Source organism: Weissella fangxianensis, assembly GCF_024718545.1.
Taxonomy (GTDB): domain Bacteria; phylum Bacillota; class Bacilli; order Lactobacillales; family Lactobacillaceae; genus Weissella; species Weissella fangxianensis.
In genome coordinates this window covers 50,169-68,316 of sequence record NZ_JAMXDB010000004.1, presented here as the reverse complement: position 1 = coordinate 68,316, position 18,148 = coordinate 50,169, and the positions used below count along the sequence as shown (strand labels likewise).

General features: G+C 39.3%; 17 protein-coding genes. 2 read left to right on the top strand and 15 right to left on the bottom strand.

Translation table 11 applies throughout. From position 1 onward, the window contains the following. Nucleotides 1-184: 184 nt before the first annotated feature. A complete protein-coding gene (locus NGR58_RS02370) occupies nucleotides 185-742 on the top strand; it encodes an LURP-one-related/scramblase family protein (protein WP_258088097.1) in 558 nt (185 codons plus the stop codon). A 97-nt stretch (nucleotides 743-839) separates the two neighbouring features. Here NGR58_RS02370 and NGR58_RS02365 read toward each other — a convergent pair whose 3' ends face one another. From NGR58_RS02365 to eno, 6 genes are all read right to left on the bottom strand, one after another. Then, complete coding sequence (locus NGR58_RS02365) at nucleotides 840-1,577, bottom strand: amino acid ABC transporter ATP-binding protein (RefSeq protein WP_258088096.1); 738 nt, start codon at nucleotides 1,575-1,577, stop codon at nucleotides 840-842. Beyond that, the gene (locus NGR58_RS02360) at nucleotides 1,577-3,025 is read right to left on the bottom strand and encodes an ABC transporter substrate-binding protein/permease (protein WP_258088095.1); all 1,449 of its coding nucleotides are present in this window, start codon (nucleotides 3,023-3,025) and stop codon (nucleotides 1,577-1,579) included. The genes NGR58_RS02365 and NGR58_RS02360 overlap by 1 nt, the downstream gene beginning before the upstream one ends. Before the next feature lie 183 nt (nucleotides 3,026-3,208). Beyond that, nucleotides 3,209-3,679, bottom strand: coding sequence for an SsrA-binding protein SmpB (gene smpB / locus NGR58_RS02355; RefSeq protein WP_258088094.1), 471 nt, complete (start codon nucleotides 3,677-3,679; stop codon nucleotides 3,209-3,211). Nucleotides 3,680-3,698: 19 nt separating this feature from the next. Continuing rightward, nucleotides 3,699-6,053, bottom strand: a complete 2,355-nt coding sequence (gene rnr, locus NGR58_RS02350) for a ribonuclease R (RefSeq protein ID WP_258088093.1) — start codon at nucleotides 6,051-6,053, stop codon at nucleotides 3,699-3,701. A 75-nt stretch (nucleotides 6,054-6,128) separates the two neighbouring features. Continuing rightward, entirely contained in the window at nucleotides 6,129-6,368 is a 240-nt protein-coding gene (secG, locus tag NGR58_RS02345; RefSeq protein ID WP_258088092.1) for a preprotein translocase subunit SecG, read from the bottom strand. A gap of 137 nt (nucleotides 6,369-6,505) precedes the next feature. Next, entirely contained in the window at nucleotides 6,506-7,864 is a 1,359-nt protein-coding gene (gene eno / locus NGR58_RS02340) for a phosphopyruvate hydratase (RefSeq protein WP_258088091.1), read from the bottom strand. A 305-nt stretch (nucleotides 7,865-8,169) separates the two neighbouring features. Between eno and NGR58_RS02335 the strand changes: the two genes are divergently transcribed. After that, on the top strand, nucleotides 8,170-8,997 hold the full coding sequence (locus NGR58_RS02335) for a hypothetical protein (RefSeq protein ID WP_258088090.1): 828 nt from the start codon (nucleotides 8,170-8,172) through the stop codon (nucleotides 8,995-8,997). A gap of 56 nt (nucleotides 8,998-9,053) precedes the next feature. On the opposite strand, the gene tpiA is transcribed toward NGR58_RS02335, so the two are convergent. The 9 genes from tpiA to galU all read right to left on the bottom strand — a co-directional run bounded on the left by tpiA (nucleotide 9,054) and on the right by galU (nucleotide 18,147). Continuing rightward, entirely contained in the window at nucleotides 9,054-9,830 is a 777-nt protein-coding gene (gene tpiA, locus NGR58_RS02330; protein ID WP_258088089.1) for a triose-phosphate isomerase, read from the bottom strand. Between the two features lie 130 nt (nucleotides 9,831-9,960). Continuing rightward, nucleotides 9,961-11,655 carry an alpha-glucosidase gene (locus NGR58_RS02325; RefSeq protein WP_258088088.1) on the bottom strand — a complete coding sequence of 565 codons (1,695 nt, stop codon included), beginning with the start codon at nucleotides 11,653-11,655 and terminating at the stop codon, nucleotides 9,961-9,963. Nucleotides 11,656-11,955: 300 nt separating this feature from the next. Further along, a complete protein-coding gene (gene ptsP, locus NGR58_RS02320; protein WP_258088087.1) occupies nucleotides 11,956-13,683 on the bottom strand; it encodes a phosphoenolpyruvate--protein phosphotransferase in 1,728 nt (575 codons plus the stop codon). 39 nt (nucleotides 13,684-13,722) lie between these two features. Then, nucleotides 13,723-13,989: a phosphocarrier protein HPr gene (locus tag NGR58_RS02315; RefSeq protein WP_258088086.1), complete on the bottom strand. Its 267-nt coding sequence runs from the start codon at nucleotides 13,987-13,989 to the stop codon at nucleotides 13,723-13,725. A 185-nt stretch (nucleotides 13,990-14,174) separates the two neighbouring features. Next, entirely contained in the window at nucleotides 14,175-14,360 is a 186-nt protein-coding gene (locus NGR58_RS02310; protein WP_075269224.1) for a hypothetical protein, read from the bottom strand. A 32-nt stretch (nucleotides 14,361-14,392) separates the two neighbouring features. After that, complete coding sequence (locus NGR58_RS02305) at nucleotides 14,393-15,364, bottom strand: beta-ketoacyl-ACP synthase III (RefSeq protein ID WP_258088085.1); 972 nt, start codon at nucleotides 15,362-15,364, stop codon at nucleotides 14,393-14,395. A gap of 95 nt (nucleotides 15,365-15,459) precedes the next feature. Next, nucleotides 15,460-16,074 carry a histidine phosphatase family protein gene (locus tag NGR58_RS02300; RefSeq protein WP_258088084.1) on the bottom strand — a complete coding sequence of 205 codons (615 nt, stop codon included), beginning with the start codon at nucleotides 16,072-16,074 and terminating at the stop codon, nucleotides 15,460-15,462. Nucleotides 16,075-16,145: 71 nt separating this feature from the next. Further along, nucleotides 16,146-17,099, bottom strand: a complete 954-nt coding sequence (gene trxB, locus NGR58_RS02295; protein WP_258088083.1) for a thioredoxin-disulfide reductase — start codon at nucleotides 17,097-17,099, stop codon at nucleotides 16,146-16,148. A 172-nt stretch (nucleotides 17,100-17,271) separates the two neighbouring features. Next, a complete protein-coding gene (gene galU, locus NGR58_RS02290; RefSeq protein WP_258088082.1) occupies nucleotides 17,272-18,147 on the bottom strand; it encodes a UTP--glucose-1-phosphate uridylyltransferase GalU in 876 nt (291 codons plus the stop codon). Nucleotide 18,148: the final 1 nt, after the last annotated feature.

Below are 18,148 nucleotides of genomic sequence, written 5' to 3'. Positions count from 1 at the left end.
CTCCTATTCTTACTTAATAAATTCATAACTATCCCTATTATACCGACAAAAGTCAGTTCAAACAGGGTTATGTTAAAATAAAAGTTGAGGGGAAACATCAATTATCCCTTAAGAACTGAAACCACATTATACATTGGCTTAAAAGTTTTATCGTACTATCTTCATGATATAACGAGGTATTTATATGCATGATTTACTAATGTCGAAAATCCGCGAACAGTTTGACGGCATAACGACTGTCACAACCTATACGAATGATATGAAATATATTATTTCGGGACAAATTGGTCAACGTAACGACAAGCTCACTATCTATAACCAGTCTTACGAACCGCTTGCCGAAATCACTCAAGTTTCAAGTGGCATCTTGCCTCGTTTTATTTTAACGAATCAACAACAAACAGTCGGATCAATAGGATTGTCTCTAAAATTACATGAATTATTATTTGTAAACAATTTAAATTGGCTGGTGCTTGGTAGCCTTGAAAAACGTCGCTTTCAAATAAAAACGGTTAGACAACAACTAGCAACCGCTAACCCAATCAGGGATCAACGTTTGTCCATCCATATTGCTAAAATCAATCAAGAACCACTTTTATTATTAATTATTGCCTTTTTAGACCGCTGGCAATTTATCGCTCATGGTCACCCACTGGCTCGGCCAAGTATTTTTAATGCCCCAGCCCCAACATTAACGCCCTTTATAAATTCTAATTCACTAAAATATTTACCTAAAGAGTAACAATCAATCACCCATAATGCATGCCTATAGCCAAAAAAGAGACGCCAATCAACCGGGCTAATGGTTGATTGGCGTCTCTTAAACATTATCAAAAAGTTTATACGTTCAAAACTTTATCTAGGAAATCACGTGTACGTGGATCCTGTGGGTTATTAAAAATTTCTGTCGGTGTACCTGCTTCACGAATATAGCCATCAGCAAAAAAGACAACACGATCAGCTACTTGTTTCGCAAATCCCATTTCATGGGTCACCACAATCATTGTCATGCCCTCTTCAGCTAGCTCTTTCATAACTGATAATACATCACCAACCATTTCAGGGTCCAATGCTGAGGTAGGCTCATCAAACAACATAATTTCTGGATTCATTGCCAAAGCTCGGGCGATGGCAACACGCTGTTTTTGACCACCAGACAAGGTGTCTGGTTTAACATCAGCTTTGTCAGCCAAGCCTACCCGCTCTAGAAGTTGTTTAGCATTAGCTGTTGCTTCACTTTTAGTCATTTTTCCCAATTGGACTGGTGCTAAAATCATATTTTCCATCACGGTCAGATGTGGGAAGAGGTTAAAATGTTGGAAAACCATCCCCACTTTTTCACGGATTTTATCAATATTCACCTTTGGTTGATTAACATTTTGCCCATCAATAGTAATCTCACCACTACTAATGTCTTCAAGCTTATTCAACGAGCGTAAGAATGTAGATTTACCGGAACCAGAAGGGCCGATCATTACGACAACTTCCCCTTCTTCAACAGACAAGTTCAATCCTTTTAGTACTTCATTTTTACCAAAACTCTTATGAACATCGCGTGCTTCAATAACTGTTGCCATTATTTGATCCTCTTTTCTACCCAATTTGATAACCAAGTTAATAGTGTAATAACAATAAGATACAATACTGCAATCATTAACCAAACTCTGAATCCTTGCAAATTACGAGCAATAATCAGAGTACCTGTTTGCGTTAATTCAATGATACCAATTGCTGACAAGATTGACGTATCCTTTAACGTAATAATAAATTGATTAATGAAACTTGGAATTATCAAGCGGACTCCTTGTGGCATGACGACTTTCCGCATTGCTTTACCATAAGGCAGTCCAAGTGACCGTGCTGCTTCAAGTTGACCTGGAGCAACTGATTTAAAGCCACCACTCACAAAAGCACCAATATAGGCTCCTTCATTTAAGATCAATGTAATAACTCCCGCTGTGAATGCCGGAATTTTTTGTCCAGTCAAATTAGGAATTCCAATATAGATAAAGAAAGCTAACACAAGCATTGGTAGGCCACGGAAAATATAAATAATCGTCGTTGATAGACCACGTGCTAACTTGCTTGGCATAACGCCCAAAATCCCTAAGAAGATACCCCAAATAGCTGCCAGAATAATACCAACCATGGTCAACTCAAGCGTCTTAACTAAACCATTTAATAGAGCACTCTGGTTTTCTTTGACCAAATCCCAAATTGTCGTCTTATCTGCGGTTTGATCAGCTGCATTTTTCTTGTAGTTATAACCACCATCTCCTAGGTACCGCTTAACGATTTTGTCATACGTCCCATCTTTAACAATTTTGTCATAACCTGCGTTAAATTTCTTTAGCAACTCTGCATTGGCAGCCTTCTTAACTCCGAAACCATACCAGTTTCCTTTAGCTGGTTTTGTAACAATTTTTAGATTTGTGCCTTGCTTAATCGCATATGCCATAACCGGTTGATCTTCGAAAGCAGCAACCGTATTACCGATTGCCACATCATTATACATAGTATTTGAGTCGTTGAAGAAGGTTACTTTAAAACCATACTTCTTTGATATTTCACGCGCATAATCTGCCCCAGCACTACCTGTTTTAGCAGCAACTGTTTTTCCTTTTAGGTCAGACAACCCTTTGATATCTGATTTAGGTGATACAGCCATCACAATACCACTCTTATAGTATGGTGTTCCAAAATCAAAAGTACTTTTACGCTCATCTGTAATTGACATACCAGCAACAATACCATCAACTTGACCGGCCTGCACTGCCTGCACACCAGCATTAAAACTCATTGGCTTTAACGTATAGGTAAAGTTCTCACGTTTTGAAATTTCTTTCAACATGTCCATATCAATTCCACGATATTTACCACCATCTGTTTGAAACTCAAACGGTGGAAATGTTGTATCAGTTGTAATGGTATAATTTGGCGTTGCTGCGTGGGCAGCGGGTACACTAACGATAATACCGACTGCTAGCCCCACCAATGCCATTAAACTAATTAACCACTTGCGCATTGTCTATTTCCTCCAAGACTATTATTTTCACATTCATACCACCACATTTTACGCTCTTACAGTTATAAAGGGCTATTTAATGTCAGCTTTCCTAACATATAGTTTGTTTTATGATACAACAAAAAAACTGGTTTAATTAGTTTTGCGCATTGGCATCCAAATTAAACCAGTTTTTAGGAATTATTAATAACGTTTCTTTAGTGTTCGATGCAACTCACGATCTTGATCACGTTTTTTGATTGTTTCACGTTTATCATAATTTCGCTTACCTGTTGCAACACCAATCAAAACTTTTGCAAACCCACGTTTCAGATAAACTTTTAAGGGGACAATTGTTTTTCCTTGTTGGGCAACAGCTACTTGTAAGCTTTTAATTTCTTTTTTATGTAATAACAATCGCCGACTACGTAGTGGATCGTGATTGAATCGATTACCTTGTTCAAACGGGCTAATATGCACGTTATCTAACCAAGCTTGTCCATCACGAATTTGTATAAAGCCATCCCCTATCGTAATTTTGCTAGCACGAACCGATTTGATTTCTGTACCAGTCAGTTCCAAGCCAGCTTCATAGGTTTCAGCAATCGCATAATTATATCGTGCCTTATTATTAGTTGCCAACGCACCATCTGTGCGCCGCTTTTTCTTAGCCATGACAACCCCCTAATTCTAATTACTTATGACGTCCCTTACGATTAGTTCCTTGATGCTTTGAATCTGGCTTACGCTTATTTTGATAAGCGCCAAATGCTTTACCATCATTATGGGTCTTATTACCCTTTGATGAGTGATTGCGTTTATCATTTTGGCGACGACCACCACGGTTTTTACCAAAGGCTCCTCGATGTTCATCAGGTACTTTAATATCTGTCACTGGTGCTTCACCTGGATCAACTAGCACGAAGTCGATTGATGCTTGTTCTTTATCAACACGAACTACACGTACCTTAACTGGTTGACCAATCTGGTAAATGTGGTGCAAACGCCGACCAATCAATGCCATATGAGCTTCATCATAGACATATTGATCATCTGTGAAGTTAGACACATGAATCAAGCCTTCAACGGTGTTTTCCAATGAAACAAACATACCAAACTTCAAAACACCGTTCACAACACCATCGAACTCTTGTCCGACCTTGTCCATCATGAATTCGGCCTTCTTCATTGCATCAGTATCACGTTCAGTATCAACCGCACGGCGTTCCTTAACTGATGTATCCTCTCCAATTTGAGCTAATTTATCAGCATACTTAGCCTGTGCCTCTTCGCCCAAACCATTTTTCTCATACCATTTAATCAGACGATGGACTGTTAAATCAGGATAGCGGCGAATAGGCGAAGTAAAGTGTGTATAATATTCTGCACCAATACCAAAGTGCCCCAGCGGATCATTTGAATACTTTGCTTGTTTCATTGTCCGCAACATCATCGTTGAAACCATCTGTTCTTCAGGACGGTCGACGAAGAAATTATGAATAGCTTGCAAATCAGTTGACTTTACCTTCTCAGGATCCAACTTAACTGGTGCCCCTAAGGCTTTAACAAAATCAACAAAACTCTGCACACGATCAGCATCTGGTGCTTCGTGTATACGATACAAGAATGGGACCTTAGCTAGATCGAAATGCATTGCAACAGTTTCATTAGCCGCTAGCATAAATGATTCAATAATTCGCTCTGATAAACCACGTTCACGTAATTCGATATCCGTTGGTTTACCCTCTTCATCAACAATAATCTTTGCCTCAGGCGCATCGAACTCGATTGCACCTCTAGCAGTACGTTTTGCCGACAAAATATTGTGCAACTCAGCCATCTCTTCAAACATTGGCACTAGTTCCGCATACTCCGAACGGGTTTCTTCATCACCATCCAAAATTGCATTAACTGCTTTATAAGTCATCCGAGCATGTGATCGCATCACTGATGTGTGCAGACGGTGACTAACTAAGTTACCTTTTGGTGTAAACTCCATTTCAGCTGACATAGCTAGTCGATCAACACCTGGATTTAGAGAAGCAATGCCATTTGAAATTTTACGAGGTAACATTGGTATCACACGATCCGTTAGATAAACAGATGTGCCTCGATTATAAGCCTCTTCATCTAGTGGCGTGCCTTCAACCGCATAATGTGAGACATCAGCAATATGAACACCCAAATGGAAATTACCATTTGGCAGCTTCCATACAACAACTGCATCATCCAAATCCTTTGACTCGATAGAATCAATGGTTACTAATGGTTGGTCAGTGATATCCTCACGACCCTCACGTTCACTATCTAATACTTCATCAGGAATGTCCTCGGCTTGTTTCATCGCATCTTTAGGGAATACGTGTGGCACATCATGATTATAAACAATCTCTAAAATATCAACACCCGGATCATCCTTATAACCAATTTTATCTGTTATCACACCCGTAAAGTGCTTTGGCATTTCAGCAGACGGATACGTTGCGATTGAAGCCATAACAACTTCGCCATCTGTCGCTACCAAGCCACCTTCTTTAACCAAAAATTCAAAAGAAGAAAACTTCTTATCAGTTAAGCGTATACTACCAACATAACCCTTGTAAGCACTACCTAAGGAAAATTCGCCAACAACATGTTCGCGACCACGCGTAATAATTTCTTCGATCTTACCTTCAGGGCCACGCTTATCGTCGCCCTTATTAAGCAACTTTACACGCACTTCATCGCCTTGCGTTGCAAAAGCCGTATTATCTGGGTTAACAAACACATCTGGTGCTTTTTCATCATAATGAACAAATCCGAACCCCTTGTCATTGGCCTTAAATGTACCAATAACTCCTTCATGATCCGCATTATATTGAAATGCACCTGCATCATTAACTTTAACTTTGCCAGCACGTTCCAAAGCTGCTAAGGCTTGTACAACTGATTTGAAGGCATTCGCATCATTTAATCGCAACCCATCTGTTAACGTTTGTGCTGGATACGCTTGGGTTGGATTTCCTTTCAAAAAGCCAAATAATTGGTCTTGTAAATTTTGTAAATCCATTAATTTCTCGCTATTCTTAAAATGAAAGACCCCTCGTACAATATGTCACGAGAGGTCTTGCGCACTGGTAAATTTTTAATGTGAAGAAAGGTAAACAAGCGCCAATCCCAAAATAAACCAGATTGCTGCAAGGACTGCTGTAATTCGTTGCATCACGGCAACAAATCCCCGGGCCTTTTGGGTTGCAAACAAGTCACCACCACCGCCACCTGACAATGCTGACAAAGCATCCTGTTGCTTAGATGGTTGCATCATAACTGCAATAATAATCAGTGCACCCACTACAATCATTGCTGTTAATAGTATGTCGTACATCTCGGTGCCTCCTCTTTCTTCTATCTTTAATCGTATATACTTTTATAGCATAACATAGGTAATAAATTGTCTCAATAAAAAAAGTGAGACAGAACATATTTTGCTCGGTCTCACCTTTAGTTATTATAAATAATTAATTACTTTGCTTCGTAGTTAACAATGCCATCACGTGCAGACTTGTCAATATTGTAGAAGCTGTCGATACCCTTGTATTCAGCAACCTTGTCACTCAACAAATCTTCAATACGCATCAATTGGTTGTACTTAGCGATACGGTCAGTACGTGACATTGAACCAGTCTTGATTTGACCAGCATTAGTTGCCACAACCAAATCAGCAATCGTTGTATCTTCTGTCTCACCTGAACGGTGTGAAACGATAGCTGTGTAACCAGCTTCTTTGGCCATCTCGATAGCTTCAACAGTTTCTGTCAAAGTACCGATTTGGTTAACCTTGATCAAGATCGCATTTGCAGCACCCTTAGCAATACCCTTTGACAAGTAGTCAGTGTTTGTAACAAAGAAGTCATCACCAACGATTTGTACCTTGTTACCAAGACGCTCAGTCAACTTTGACCAGTTATCCCATTGTTCTTCATCGTTCAAATCTTCAGCTTCTGCCAAAGGATCCTCAACAGATACAACTGGGTACTTTTCGATCAAGTTTTCTAAGTAATCGATAAACTCATCAGTCGTGTATTCCTTCTTATCAGGCTCACCAGCTAATGTGTAAATTTTCTTTTCGTGATCATAGAATTCTGAAGAGGCAACGTCAAAGGCGATTGCCACATCCTTACCTGGCTTGTAGCCAGCACGTTCGATTGCGTTCAACAAGTATTGGAAAGGCTCTTCATTTGAAGTAAAGTTAGGGGCAAATCCACCTTCATCACCAACAGCAGTTGAGTGACCAGATTCTTTTAGCAAAGCTTGTAATGCATGGAACGTTTCTGAACCCATACGAACAGCTTCGGCAATTGACTTTGCACCAACTGGCATAATCATGAACTCTTGGAAATCAACTGAGTTATCGGCGTGAGCACCACCATTAACAACGTTCATCATTGGTGTTGGCAAAACCTTTGAGTTAAATCCACCAAGGTAGTTGTACAATGGTGTACCTAGTTCATCAGCTGCAGCACGAGCAGCAGCAATTGAAACACCCAAGATAGCATTGGCACCCAACTTACCCTTGTTTGGCGTACCATCCAAGTCGATCATTGTGTGATCCAACAAAACTTGATCGGTAACATCCATACCAACCAACTTGTCCTTGATTACCTTGTTAACATTCTCAACAGCCTTCAGAGTTCCCTTACCTAGGAAACGGCCCTTGTCACCATCTCGTAATTCGACAGCTTCGTTAACACCAGTTGAAGCACCAGATGGCACGATACCACGACCAAAGCCACCTAATTCAGTGTAGACTTCAACTTCAACAGTAGGGTTACCACGTGAGTCCAAAACTTCGCGTGCATAAATATCAGTAATTGCAGACATGTTGTCTTCTCCTTACTTATTCTTGAAAGTATAGTTATATATGGGAATATCCCTCGGAACTTATTGTAACATAATTCACAGTATATGCTAACAATGACGTTTGTAAGTTGAATAAGGGACATAAAAAATTCACATTATCATCATAATTAGCAAAACATTGACTAACTATTATTAATAATTTTTATCATCTTAGTCATTGATTTGCAAGTTATTTGTTGTCATTTTGTTATACAATTGACTGTCATGTAATTGTTAAGCACGTTAAACTATATTTGTCATTGCATTATTGTTTTTCAGGGGGATTTATGAAACGAGCGATTTTTACTATTTCATTACTATTGGGGCTGCTATTTGCCATCCCTGTTTGCTTTCTTAGTACGTCACAGGCATTTTCTGGCTGGCTAATAAACCCTAAAGAACAAGCAAGTCACTTACAATCCCAAAAACAATCACAAGCTGAATCTAAATCTAATTTAAAAAAATTTAGTTCACGACTAGCAGCGAGCGGTGTGTCCGTCGTTTCTAGTAACTCTGAGGAAGCTGTCGATCCTAATCAGGCTGTGATGTCTTCTTTAAATCCACAAGATTCTAACTCATCTCAACCAAACTCCGACCAAGAAACATCTGCTCGGGCAATGACTACTAATCGAGAAAACACCTCTGATCAACCGACAACATCCACCCCTAGCTCACAATCAAGTTCAACTATGACTAGTCAGCCTAGTGCAAGTGAATCAAGCATACCAAGCCAGTCAAGTGGCCCGGCTTCATCAAGCTTACCAAATAGCTCTAGTTCTATTATTACTAGCTCATCTTCTAGCGAAAACTTACCTAGTGAAAGTTCTTCTAACGAAAATTCATCTACCGAGGGTTCAACTAGTAACATACCAAGCTCATCTAGTGAGCCAACTACTAGTGAAACATCTAACGTACCAAGTAGTTCTTCAGATGAGGAACCTAGTTCTGAAAAAACTAGTTCTTCGAATGAAGCAGCATCAAACCCTAACGATTCGTCAGCTACTAACAACAATAACAATTCAGAAGAACAACACAATAACGACACAGGCAGTCAGACAGCTGAAACCTCAGTTGTCACACCAACACCTGATACCGCAATTTCTTCTGTCGATTAAAAATTAAAAACGAGTGAGAATGGTACAATTTGTGCCTTTCTCACTCGTTTTTTATTTTATAGATTACGTTTTGCTTGTTCTGCTAAACTAATCAATTCGATAAATGTGGCTGCATCCAGTGCAGCATCCCCGACTAGTACACCATCAATGTCAGGCTGGTTTAATAGTTCATAAGCATTGGCTGGTTTTACTGAACCACCATACAAGACACGCACATGATCAGCAACATCCTGATCAAACATATCGGCAACTGTTTGACGAATTACACGCAAACTTTTCTGCGCTGCATCAGGTCCCATCGCTTGGCCTGAACCAATTGCTGCCGTCGGTTCATAAGCTAACATCAAGCGACCCATTTCTTCACGAGTTACTCCCTTTAAAGATTCAACTACTTGATTGACAATCCAGTGCGCATGGTCATTAAGGGACTCCAATTGCACCGCTTCATCAATTGCAATAATAGGTGACAACCCATTCCGTAATGCCGCCAATGTTTTTAGGTTAACCATTTCATCAGTTTCACGAAAATAATTACGGCGCTCAGAATGACCAATAATCACGCGACTAATACCTAAATCAGCAAGTGCTGCTGGACTTGTCTCACCAGTATAAGCGCCTTTATCCTGCCAGTACATGTTTTCGGCCCCAATTTCAACAGCCGTCCCTTTGGCGGCAGTTACCATTGCATTTAACAATACATCTTGTCCCGCTAGTACGGCATCCACATGCGGATAAATCGCCAATTTTGGTGAAATTTCAGCAATATATCGCTTTACCTCACTTGGCAATTTATTCATTTTCCAATTTGCAATAACAATTGGTCGTCGTAACATTATCTTTTACCACCCCTCATCGTGCTTATTCTGATTATACCACGCTTTCTAATCCAAATATGCGTAATGAGCCGTTCGGTATTATTGATATTAATAGCAGTCTTTCTAACCAGCGATTTTAATTCTTTATTCACATGTCATTTGATATATTAAGGCCAATTACAACGGCTGCATACCCTGACATATTGATGTTTTTTTCGTTGATTGTGACATTTCCTACTTTTTCTAAAATCGTACCACTTTGGTTCATATCAAATTGTACTGTTTCAGTACTTAGATTAACGAGTACAGTTAATACTTGATTGGCCAACGTCCGCTGATAACCAATAACGGTTTCAGGTAATGCCCGTAATGGTTGAAAATCACCAGTTGTAATAACTTTCTGCCACTCTGGATTACGATGCCATGCGCCTAATTTCTTATAGTAATTTAATACAGAGGTTTTATCTGTCAATTCAGTTTGGACATCAATACCTGCTCTGTCTGTTCCCATCTTTAACCACGGGGTAACTTCGGAAAAGCCAGCAAATTCAGTATGATTCCATTGCATTGGCACTCGTGCATTATCACGCGATTTATCATTGATAGCCGCCAATGCACTCTGCTTAGAATAACCATCTTTTAGCGCCATTCGATAATTATTAATTGATGAAACATCGTTAAATTCCGAAATGTCAGTACGCGCAAAATTTTTCATCCCCAACTCTTGACCTTGATAGATAAACGGTATTCCCGGCAAAAAATAATACATCGTCGCCAAGGTCTTAGCCGCTGTGGGTGTTTGGTTTTGTTTATCTGGGACTAACTTTGATAGAACCCTAGGCTGGTCATGATTTTCTAACACATTAGCCAATGTTCCCTGAACTTTACCAGCAACTTGTTGTGATGAAAACAACGCTTCTCGTAAGTCTTTAACTGACCATTGACTGCGGCCACGATACCATTCATCAGTATTTTTAACGTTAATATTCATGTATGAAAAATCAAAAATCATAGAGAAATAACCATTTGGTCCGATATATTTGCTCAAATCGTCTTCAGGCACCCCGTATGCTTCACCGACTGTAATAGCATCATATTTATCAAAAGTTTCTTGCTGCAATTCTTTTAAGAATACATCAATTCCTGGCCGATTTTGTCCCTTCTTAATAACTGACACCAGCCCATCACTCCCATCAGCAGGTAAACTAGCCCAATCTAAGTCTTTCTTCAAATGCGTAATGGCATCTACTCTAAAGCCCGCAACTCCCATATCAAGCCACCAATTGATCATTCGATATATTTCCTTACGTAACGTGGGATTTTCCCAATTAAGGTCTGGTTGTTGTGGCGCAAAAGTATGAAAGTAATACGTATTAGATTCACCAACAACGGGTTCCCAAGTAGATCCTCCAAATATACTACGCCAGTTATTTGGCACTTCCCCATTTTGGGTCTTTTTAAAAATAAAATAATCTCGATATTTGCTTTGCGGATCCGCTAATGCTTGCTTAAACCATTCATGTTGATCAGACGTATGATTAACAACTAAATCCATAATTACTTTAATGTGACGTTTTTTAGCTTCAGACAAAAATGTTTTAAAATCTTCAAGCGATCCAAATTGCGGATCGATGTCTTGATAATCAGCAATATCATATCCCATATCCACCATTGGTGATTTATAGATTGGTGACACCCAAATCATTGTTACCCCTAAATCACGAATATAATCTAGATGATTAATCATCCCTTGAATATCACCAATCCCATCATAATTAGTATCTTGAAAAGAGCGTGGATAAATTTGATACACAACCTCATTTTGCCACCATTTTGTAGCCATTTGTCTATTCCCCCAGTTATTCATTGATGGGTTTAGCATATATGAGGCCAATCAAATATTCAATATAAAATCAGCATTTTAAGAAAACGCTTTCACAATATTTTCACTCATTAAAAAATACTAAAACAATACCTATTTACCGTTCATTACATATAGATAACTTTCACTGAATTATATAATAATATACTTTTAGTCATTTCATGTTACCGTTAACAGTTTCTCATCACATAACCTCTCCAAGACAAACAGCGCACAAAAAAAGAACAACCATTTCTGATCGCTCTCACAATTTTTTATCAACTAGTCGGCTGTAACATTAGCTTTCACTAAAGCAACAACTTCATCATTTGTTTCGGCATCTACAGCTTTCTCAGCTAATTTTGCCATATCTTTTGTATCTAATTGTTTCATCAAAGAACGTGCTTGCAAGATAGAAGTTGCCGACATCGAGAATTCGTCTAGTCCCATACCAACAAGAATTGGTAGTGCAACTGGGTCACCTGCCATCTCACCACACATTGCAGCAAACTTACCATACTTATGCGCAGAATCAATCACATTCTTTACTAAGCGTAAAATTGATGGATTATATGGCTGGTACAAGTATGATATGCGGTCATTACCACGATCTGCTGCCATCGAGTACCCAATCAAGTCATTCGTTCCAATTGAGAAAAAGTCCACTTCTTGCGCAAACTTATCTGCCAAAACTGCAGCTGCCGGAATTTCGATCATGATACCAAGCTTAATATCATCTGATACTTGAGTACCTTCAGCAATTAATTTGGCTTTTTCCTCATTAAAGATATCACGAGCAGCACGGAATTCTGGCAATGTTGCCACCATTGGGAACATGATCCATAGTTGTCCATAAACTGACGCTCGTAATAACGCCCGTAACTGGGTACGGAAAATATCATCTCGATCGAGAGATATACGAATAGCTCGATATCCTAAGAAAGGATTTTCTTCCTCAGGTAATGGTAAGTATGGCAAATGCTTATCTCCACCAATATCCATTGTACGAACTGTCACTGGCTTACCATCCATATTCTTAAGAACCTTTTTGTATGATTCAAATTGATCCTCTTCGGTTGGTAATTCAGTCGAATCCATGTACAAAAATTCGGTACGATATAGACCAACACCTTCAGCACCATTATCGGTCACACCATCAAGGTCCTTTGGCGTACCAATGTTTGCCCCAATGACAAACTCTTTGCCATCAGCTGAAACCGACTTCTCGTTTTTCAACTTAGCCCACGCAGCCTTTTTAGCAGCATATTGATTGCCCTTCGCTTGGTAGGCAGTCATCTCATCAGCTGTTGGATTTACTAATGCTAGACCATCTAAACCGTCTAAGACAACGGTATCACCATCAGTAATTTCATCAGTAGCAACCTCAGAACCAACAATTGCTGGGATTTCCAAAGTACGGGCCATAATCGCAGCGTGTGCTGTACGACCACCAACATTTGTGATAAACCCTTTCACATAACGACGGTCTAGCTGTGCTGTATCCGAAGGCGTCATGTCTTTGGCAACAATAACCACTTCTTCGTTGATCAACGCAGGATTTGGTAATTCCTTGCCAAGCAAATGACTTAACACACGCTTAGTCACATCGCGAATATCAGCAGCACGTTCAGCCATATATGGATTATCATCTGCCATACTCTCAAACATGCCAATAAACATATCTGTCACCGCCACCAAGGCTGCCTCGGCATTCGTTTTGTCGCTATCAATCTTATCATTAATATTGCTCAAAAGCTCCGGATCTTCAGTGACCATAATGTGTGCTGTGAACACCTCGGCCTCATCAGCACCCATTGACTCTTCAGCTTTTGTACGAATTTTTTCCAAATCTGCCTTTGAAGACAAAAAGGCCGCACTAATGCGGTCTTTCTCACCTTGAGTATCGTCGATTGTGCGAGTCTCAAAAGACAGATCAGGGTCAACTAACTTATAAGCTTTTGCAATTGCAACACCATTTGATGCAGCAATTCCGGTAATTTTATTAGTCATTCTATTTCCCCTAGAACCTGTTTAACTTAATCTACGAAACTAGTCTGTCAAACCTTCTGCTGACATTGTTTCTGCAATAGCTGATAAGGCATCGGCCTCGTCATCACCTTCAGCAGAAATCTTAACATCGACATTTTGACCAACACCTAGTGACATAACACCCATGATTGACTTCAAGTTAACGTCCTTACCTTGGTATGACAACGTAACATTTGATGAGAACTTTGAAGCTGCTTGTACCAACAAAGTTGCTGGGCGAGCATGAATACCAGTTTCGGCTACAATGTGAAATTCGCGTGATTCCATGGTGATAATCTCCTCTAAATTTAAATATTATTCTTTTACTTTGGGTTAAGTTAAATTATGCTTTCAACAATCAAATATAACCAACCTTCATGCATTCATTCTATCAGGTATAAGATATATTAGCAAGCGCTTACATATTTTTTTCATAAAATACAATTTGTAATTATTAAGCTATAAATTTTATTCTATGATGCTTCGTCATCTTTTGCTGTATATGTAATTATACCACCACGTTCGGCAGTTCCCCTAATCGCATTTTGATAGGGATAATCGCGCCATACAACATAAAAATCAGAAAACTCTTTTGAAGTGACCACAAATTTATCTAATTCACCTGATCTTAGTTGTTCTAACATCTGACTATAGTCCATTCTGCCTCCTCATTTATATTATACAGCTATAATTAAAATTGGCACAAGACACTACCATATGTAAATCCGGCACCAAATCCCGTTAATAACACCTTTTTGCCTGTCAATACAGTATTTTGGCGCAATTCAGCCAATCCCATGGCAATCCCTGCTGACGATGTATTCCCATATTTAGTCACATTCGTCACAAATTTATCCATTGGTTGCCCCAATTTTTTTGCAATCATTTCAATAATTCTGAGATTAGCTTGATGCGGAATAAAATAATCAACATCCGCTGGTTCCAATCCATTTTGCTGCAAAAAATTGATAATATGGTCAGGAATCAATCGTTCAACTTCATTAAATACTTGACGCCCTTCCTGATGAAAAGCCGTTGTCTTTGGGTAGTTATCAGCAGAAAGTTCATGTAATGGCTGAATAATACCGGAGTGCACCACTTCCTCATTACCAATTGTATGCATTTCCTCTGCCATCAGGAGTGACTGTTCACTAGCCTCTAATATGAATGCACCCGCACCATCCCCAAAAAAGACTGATGAGGCACGATCCTTAAAATCCATCATCTTAGAGTTAACTTCAGCGGATATGACTAACGCATATTTTGCTGTACCAGCTTTTAAAAATTTGTCAGCTGTACTCAAGCCAAAAATAAATCCCGCACATGCCGTCGAAATATCATATGCCCAAGCATTTTCAGCCTGCAAATTTCTTTGTACTAATGCTGCAGTTGATGGTGCTAAACCATCAGGTGTAAATGTCGTTACAATGATTAGTCCAATATCCGCTGGTGCAAGCGCTGTTTGAGCAAGCGCTTGTTGCGCCGCCTTGGTGGCTAGATCCGACGTATTTTCTCCCTGTAACGAAACATGCCGAGTCTTGATTCCCGTATGTACTTGAATCCATTCATCATTTGTATCCATAATTGTAGCCAAATCATCGTTGGTCACAATATCTTGGGGAACATAATGAGATGAAGCAACAATTTTTACGCCTTGCGCCATGCTTTGCTCTCCTCCTAATTACTATTCAAAAATTATTATACGCATGCTCACCACAAAAAGACATTAATATTTTACTAAAAAAGCATCTTCTATCTCTAATTACGATTGAAATAGTACAAATAACGATCGCCATTAGCGGTTTGCTTTAGCTTAGTCACACTAGCGTTATTTGGTTCCGGTATATTATTGGTTACTTGATTCATACCAAAAGTCGCCATTAATACTGCCTTAATGGTAAATCCATGAGTAACAACAATAATTTGACCATCGGGATTTTGTTTGGTCTCTTCATTTAAAAAAAGATTTATCCTGTTAACAACTTGCGAAAATGTTTCACCAGTGACGGCATATTTTGTATAATTCTCTGTCACATCATGCAAGACCGGATTAAAAACATCCGGAAAATCAGCTATTAGCTGCTGATTTTGCTTACCATCCCATTCACCATATGAAATTTCTAACACCCGTTCATCTGTTCTAATCGGTATGCCTGCCACTTCATTTAGAATATCCGCAGTTTGTGCAGTTCTATGTAAAGGACTGATCACTAAAGCATCTGCAAAACTAATATCAAAATGCTTGGCCAACTCATTAACTTGTCGCCTGCCGGTATCATCTAAGTAAGTGATATCCGAATTGATCTGTCCTTGTTTTAGTCCAGCGGCATTGGCCAAAGTCTGGCCATGACGCACAAAATAAAAAGTTGTCATATTTCCCCCTCAATTAGTAAAAAAGAAAAGTTGAGACAAAACATTGTCTCAACCTCACTCAAATCACTACCTTATGCTTCTGTCATTTTCTGCTGTTTTAGTTTGAAATTTTCATTATATGAAAAAACATTTTGTCCAGCAATTGCGGCATCACCAACGGCTGTTGTAATCTGTCGTAATTCTTTTTCACGAACATCTCCCAGTGCATAAATACCAGGTAAGGCTGTTTCCATACGTTCGTTTGTTTCGATCCAACCACGCTCATTTGTAATACCCAAATCAGCGACAACATCTGAAACTGGTAACACGCCAACGTAAATAAAGACGCCGGCAGCATCAACCGTATAAACTTCATTAGTTACATTGTTATGCACGCGCACACCTGTAACTTTTTTATCATCACCTAAAATTTCTTCAACTTCAGTATTCCAAACAAATTCAATTTTATCGTTGGCAAAAGCGCGCTCTTGTAAGATTTGTTGTGCTCTTAATTTATCTCGACGATGAAAAACAGTTACCTTATCGGCCAAGCCAGCCAAATAAGTTGCTTCTTCAACTGCAGAATCACCACCACCAACAACAATAACATGTTGGCCACGGAAGAACGCACCATCACAAACCGCACAGTAAGATACACCGCGACCTGAATAGTCATCTTCACCGGGTACGGCTAGTTTCTTATAATCAGAACCAGTAGCGACAATCACTGAGTTAGTCGTATATTCGTCCATATCTGTCACAACACGCCATGATCCATCATCTTGTGCTTGGACATGTAGAACTGTTCCAAAAGCATATTCAGCACCAAATTGTGTTGAAGATTGGTACATCTTTTCAGAAAGATCTGGGCCTAACACACTATTGAAGCCAGGATAGTTTTCTACCTCAGCTGTGTTATTCATTTGACCACCGTATATCCCGCGATCAATCATCAGTACAGATAGGTTTGCACGTGAAGCATACGTTGCCGCCGTCATGCCACCAGGACCTGCACCTAAAATTATTGTGTCATAGTGTTGGGTCATAACAACACCTCCCCTTCAAGTACTTGCTCATTATTGTCTTCTCGACTTTCTACTACATTATTTTACATTCTTTGACTTAGAAAGCAAGCTTTTTTGCTTACTTTTTGTAAATAAAAACTGCAAGTTAACAGATGCCGAAAACTTGCAGTTATCATTATTAATACATCATTGATTAGTCTAATTTAGCGGCTAATTCTTTGATATATGCTTTCAAATCTTCACTTGTTTGTGGGTGCTTTAGACCAAATTCAATGTTTGTCGTTAAGAAACCAATCTTTGATCCAATATCGTAACGGCTACCCTTAAATTCATGCGCATAAACATGTTGACGCTTGTTTAATGAATCAATTGCATCAGTTAATTGGATTTCGTTACCCTTACCTGGTTCAGTCTTCTCAAGTTCTTCAAAGATTTCAGGAGTTAGTAGATAACGACCGATAATTGCCAAATCAGATGGGGCATCGTCTGGCTTTGGCTTCTCAACGAAGGTGTTAACCTGGTGTAGACCCTCTTCAACTTCTTTTTCAGGGGCAATCACACCATATTCAGATACTTGGTCGTGAGGCACCTTCATAACAGCCAAAGTTGATTCACCAGTTGTGTTATAACGATCAATCAGTTGCTTTGTCAAAGGCTCCTCATCACTCATCAAATCATCACCCAACATCACAACAAATGGCTCATCGCCGATAAATGACTTAGCAGTCAATACAGCATCACCTAAACCACGAGGATGTGATTGACGAATAAAGTACAAGTTAATATCCGTTGTCTCTTGAACAATCTTTAGTAACTCGTCCTTACCCTTTTCACGTAAGTTATTTTCTAATTCAGGATTTGAATCAAAATGATCCTCAATTGAGCGTTTTGACTTACCATCAACGATGACAATATCCTCAATTCCTGATGCCAAAGCTTCCTCAATAATGAATTGGATAGTTGGCTTATCAACGATTGGCAACATTTCTTTTGCTAATGCTTTCGTTGCAGGCAAAAAACGTGTTCCTAATCCTGCTGCTGGAATAATCGCTTTACGTACTGGTTTCATG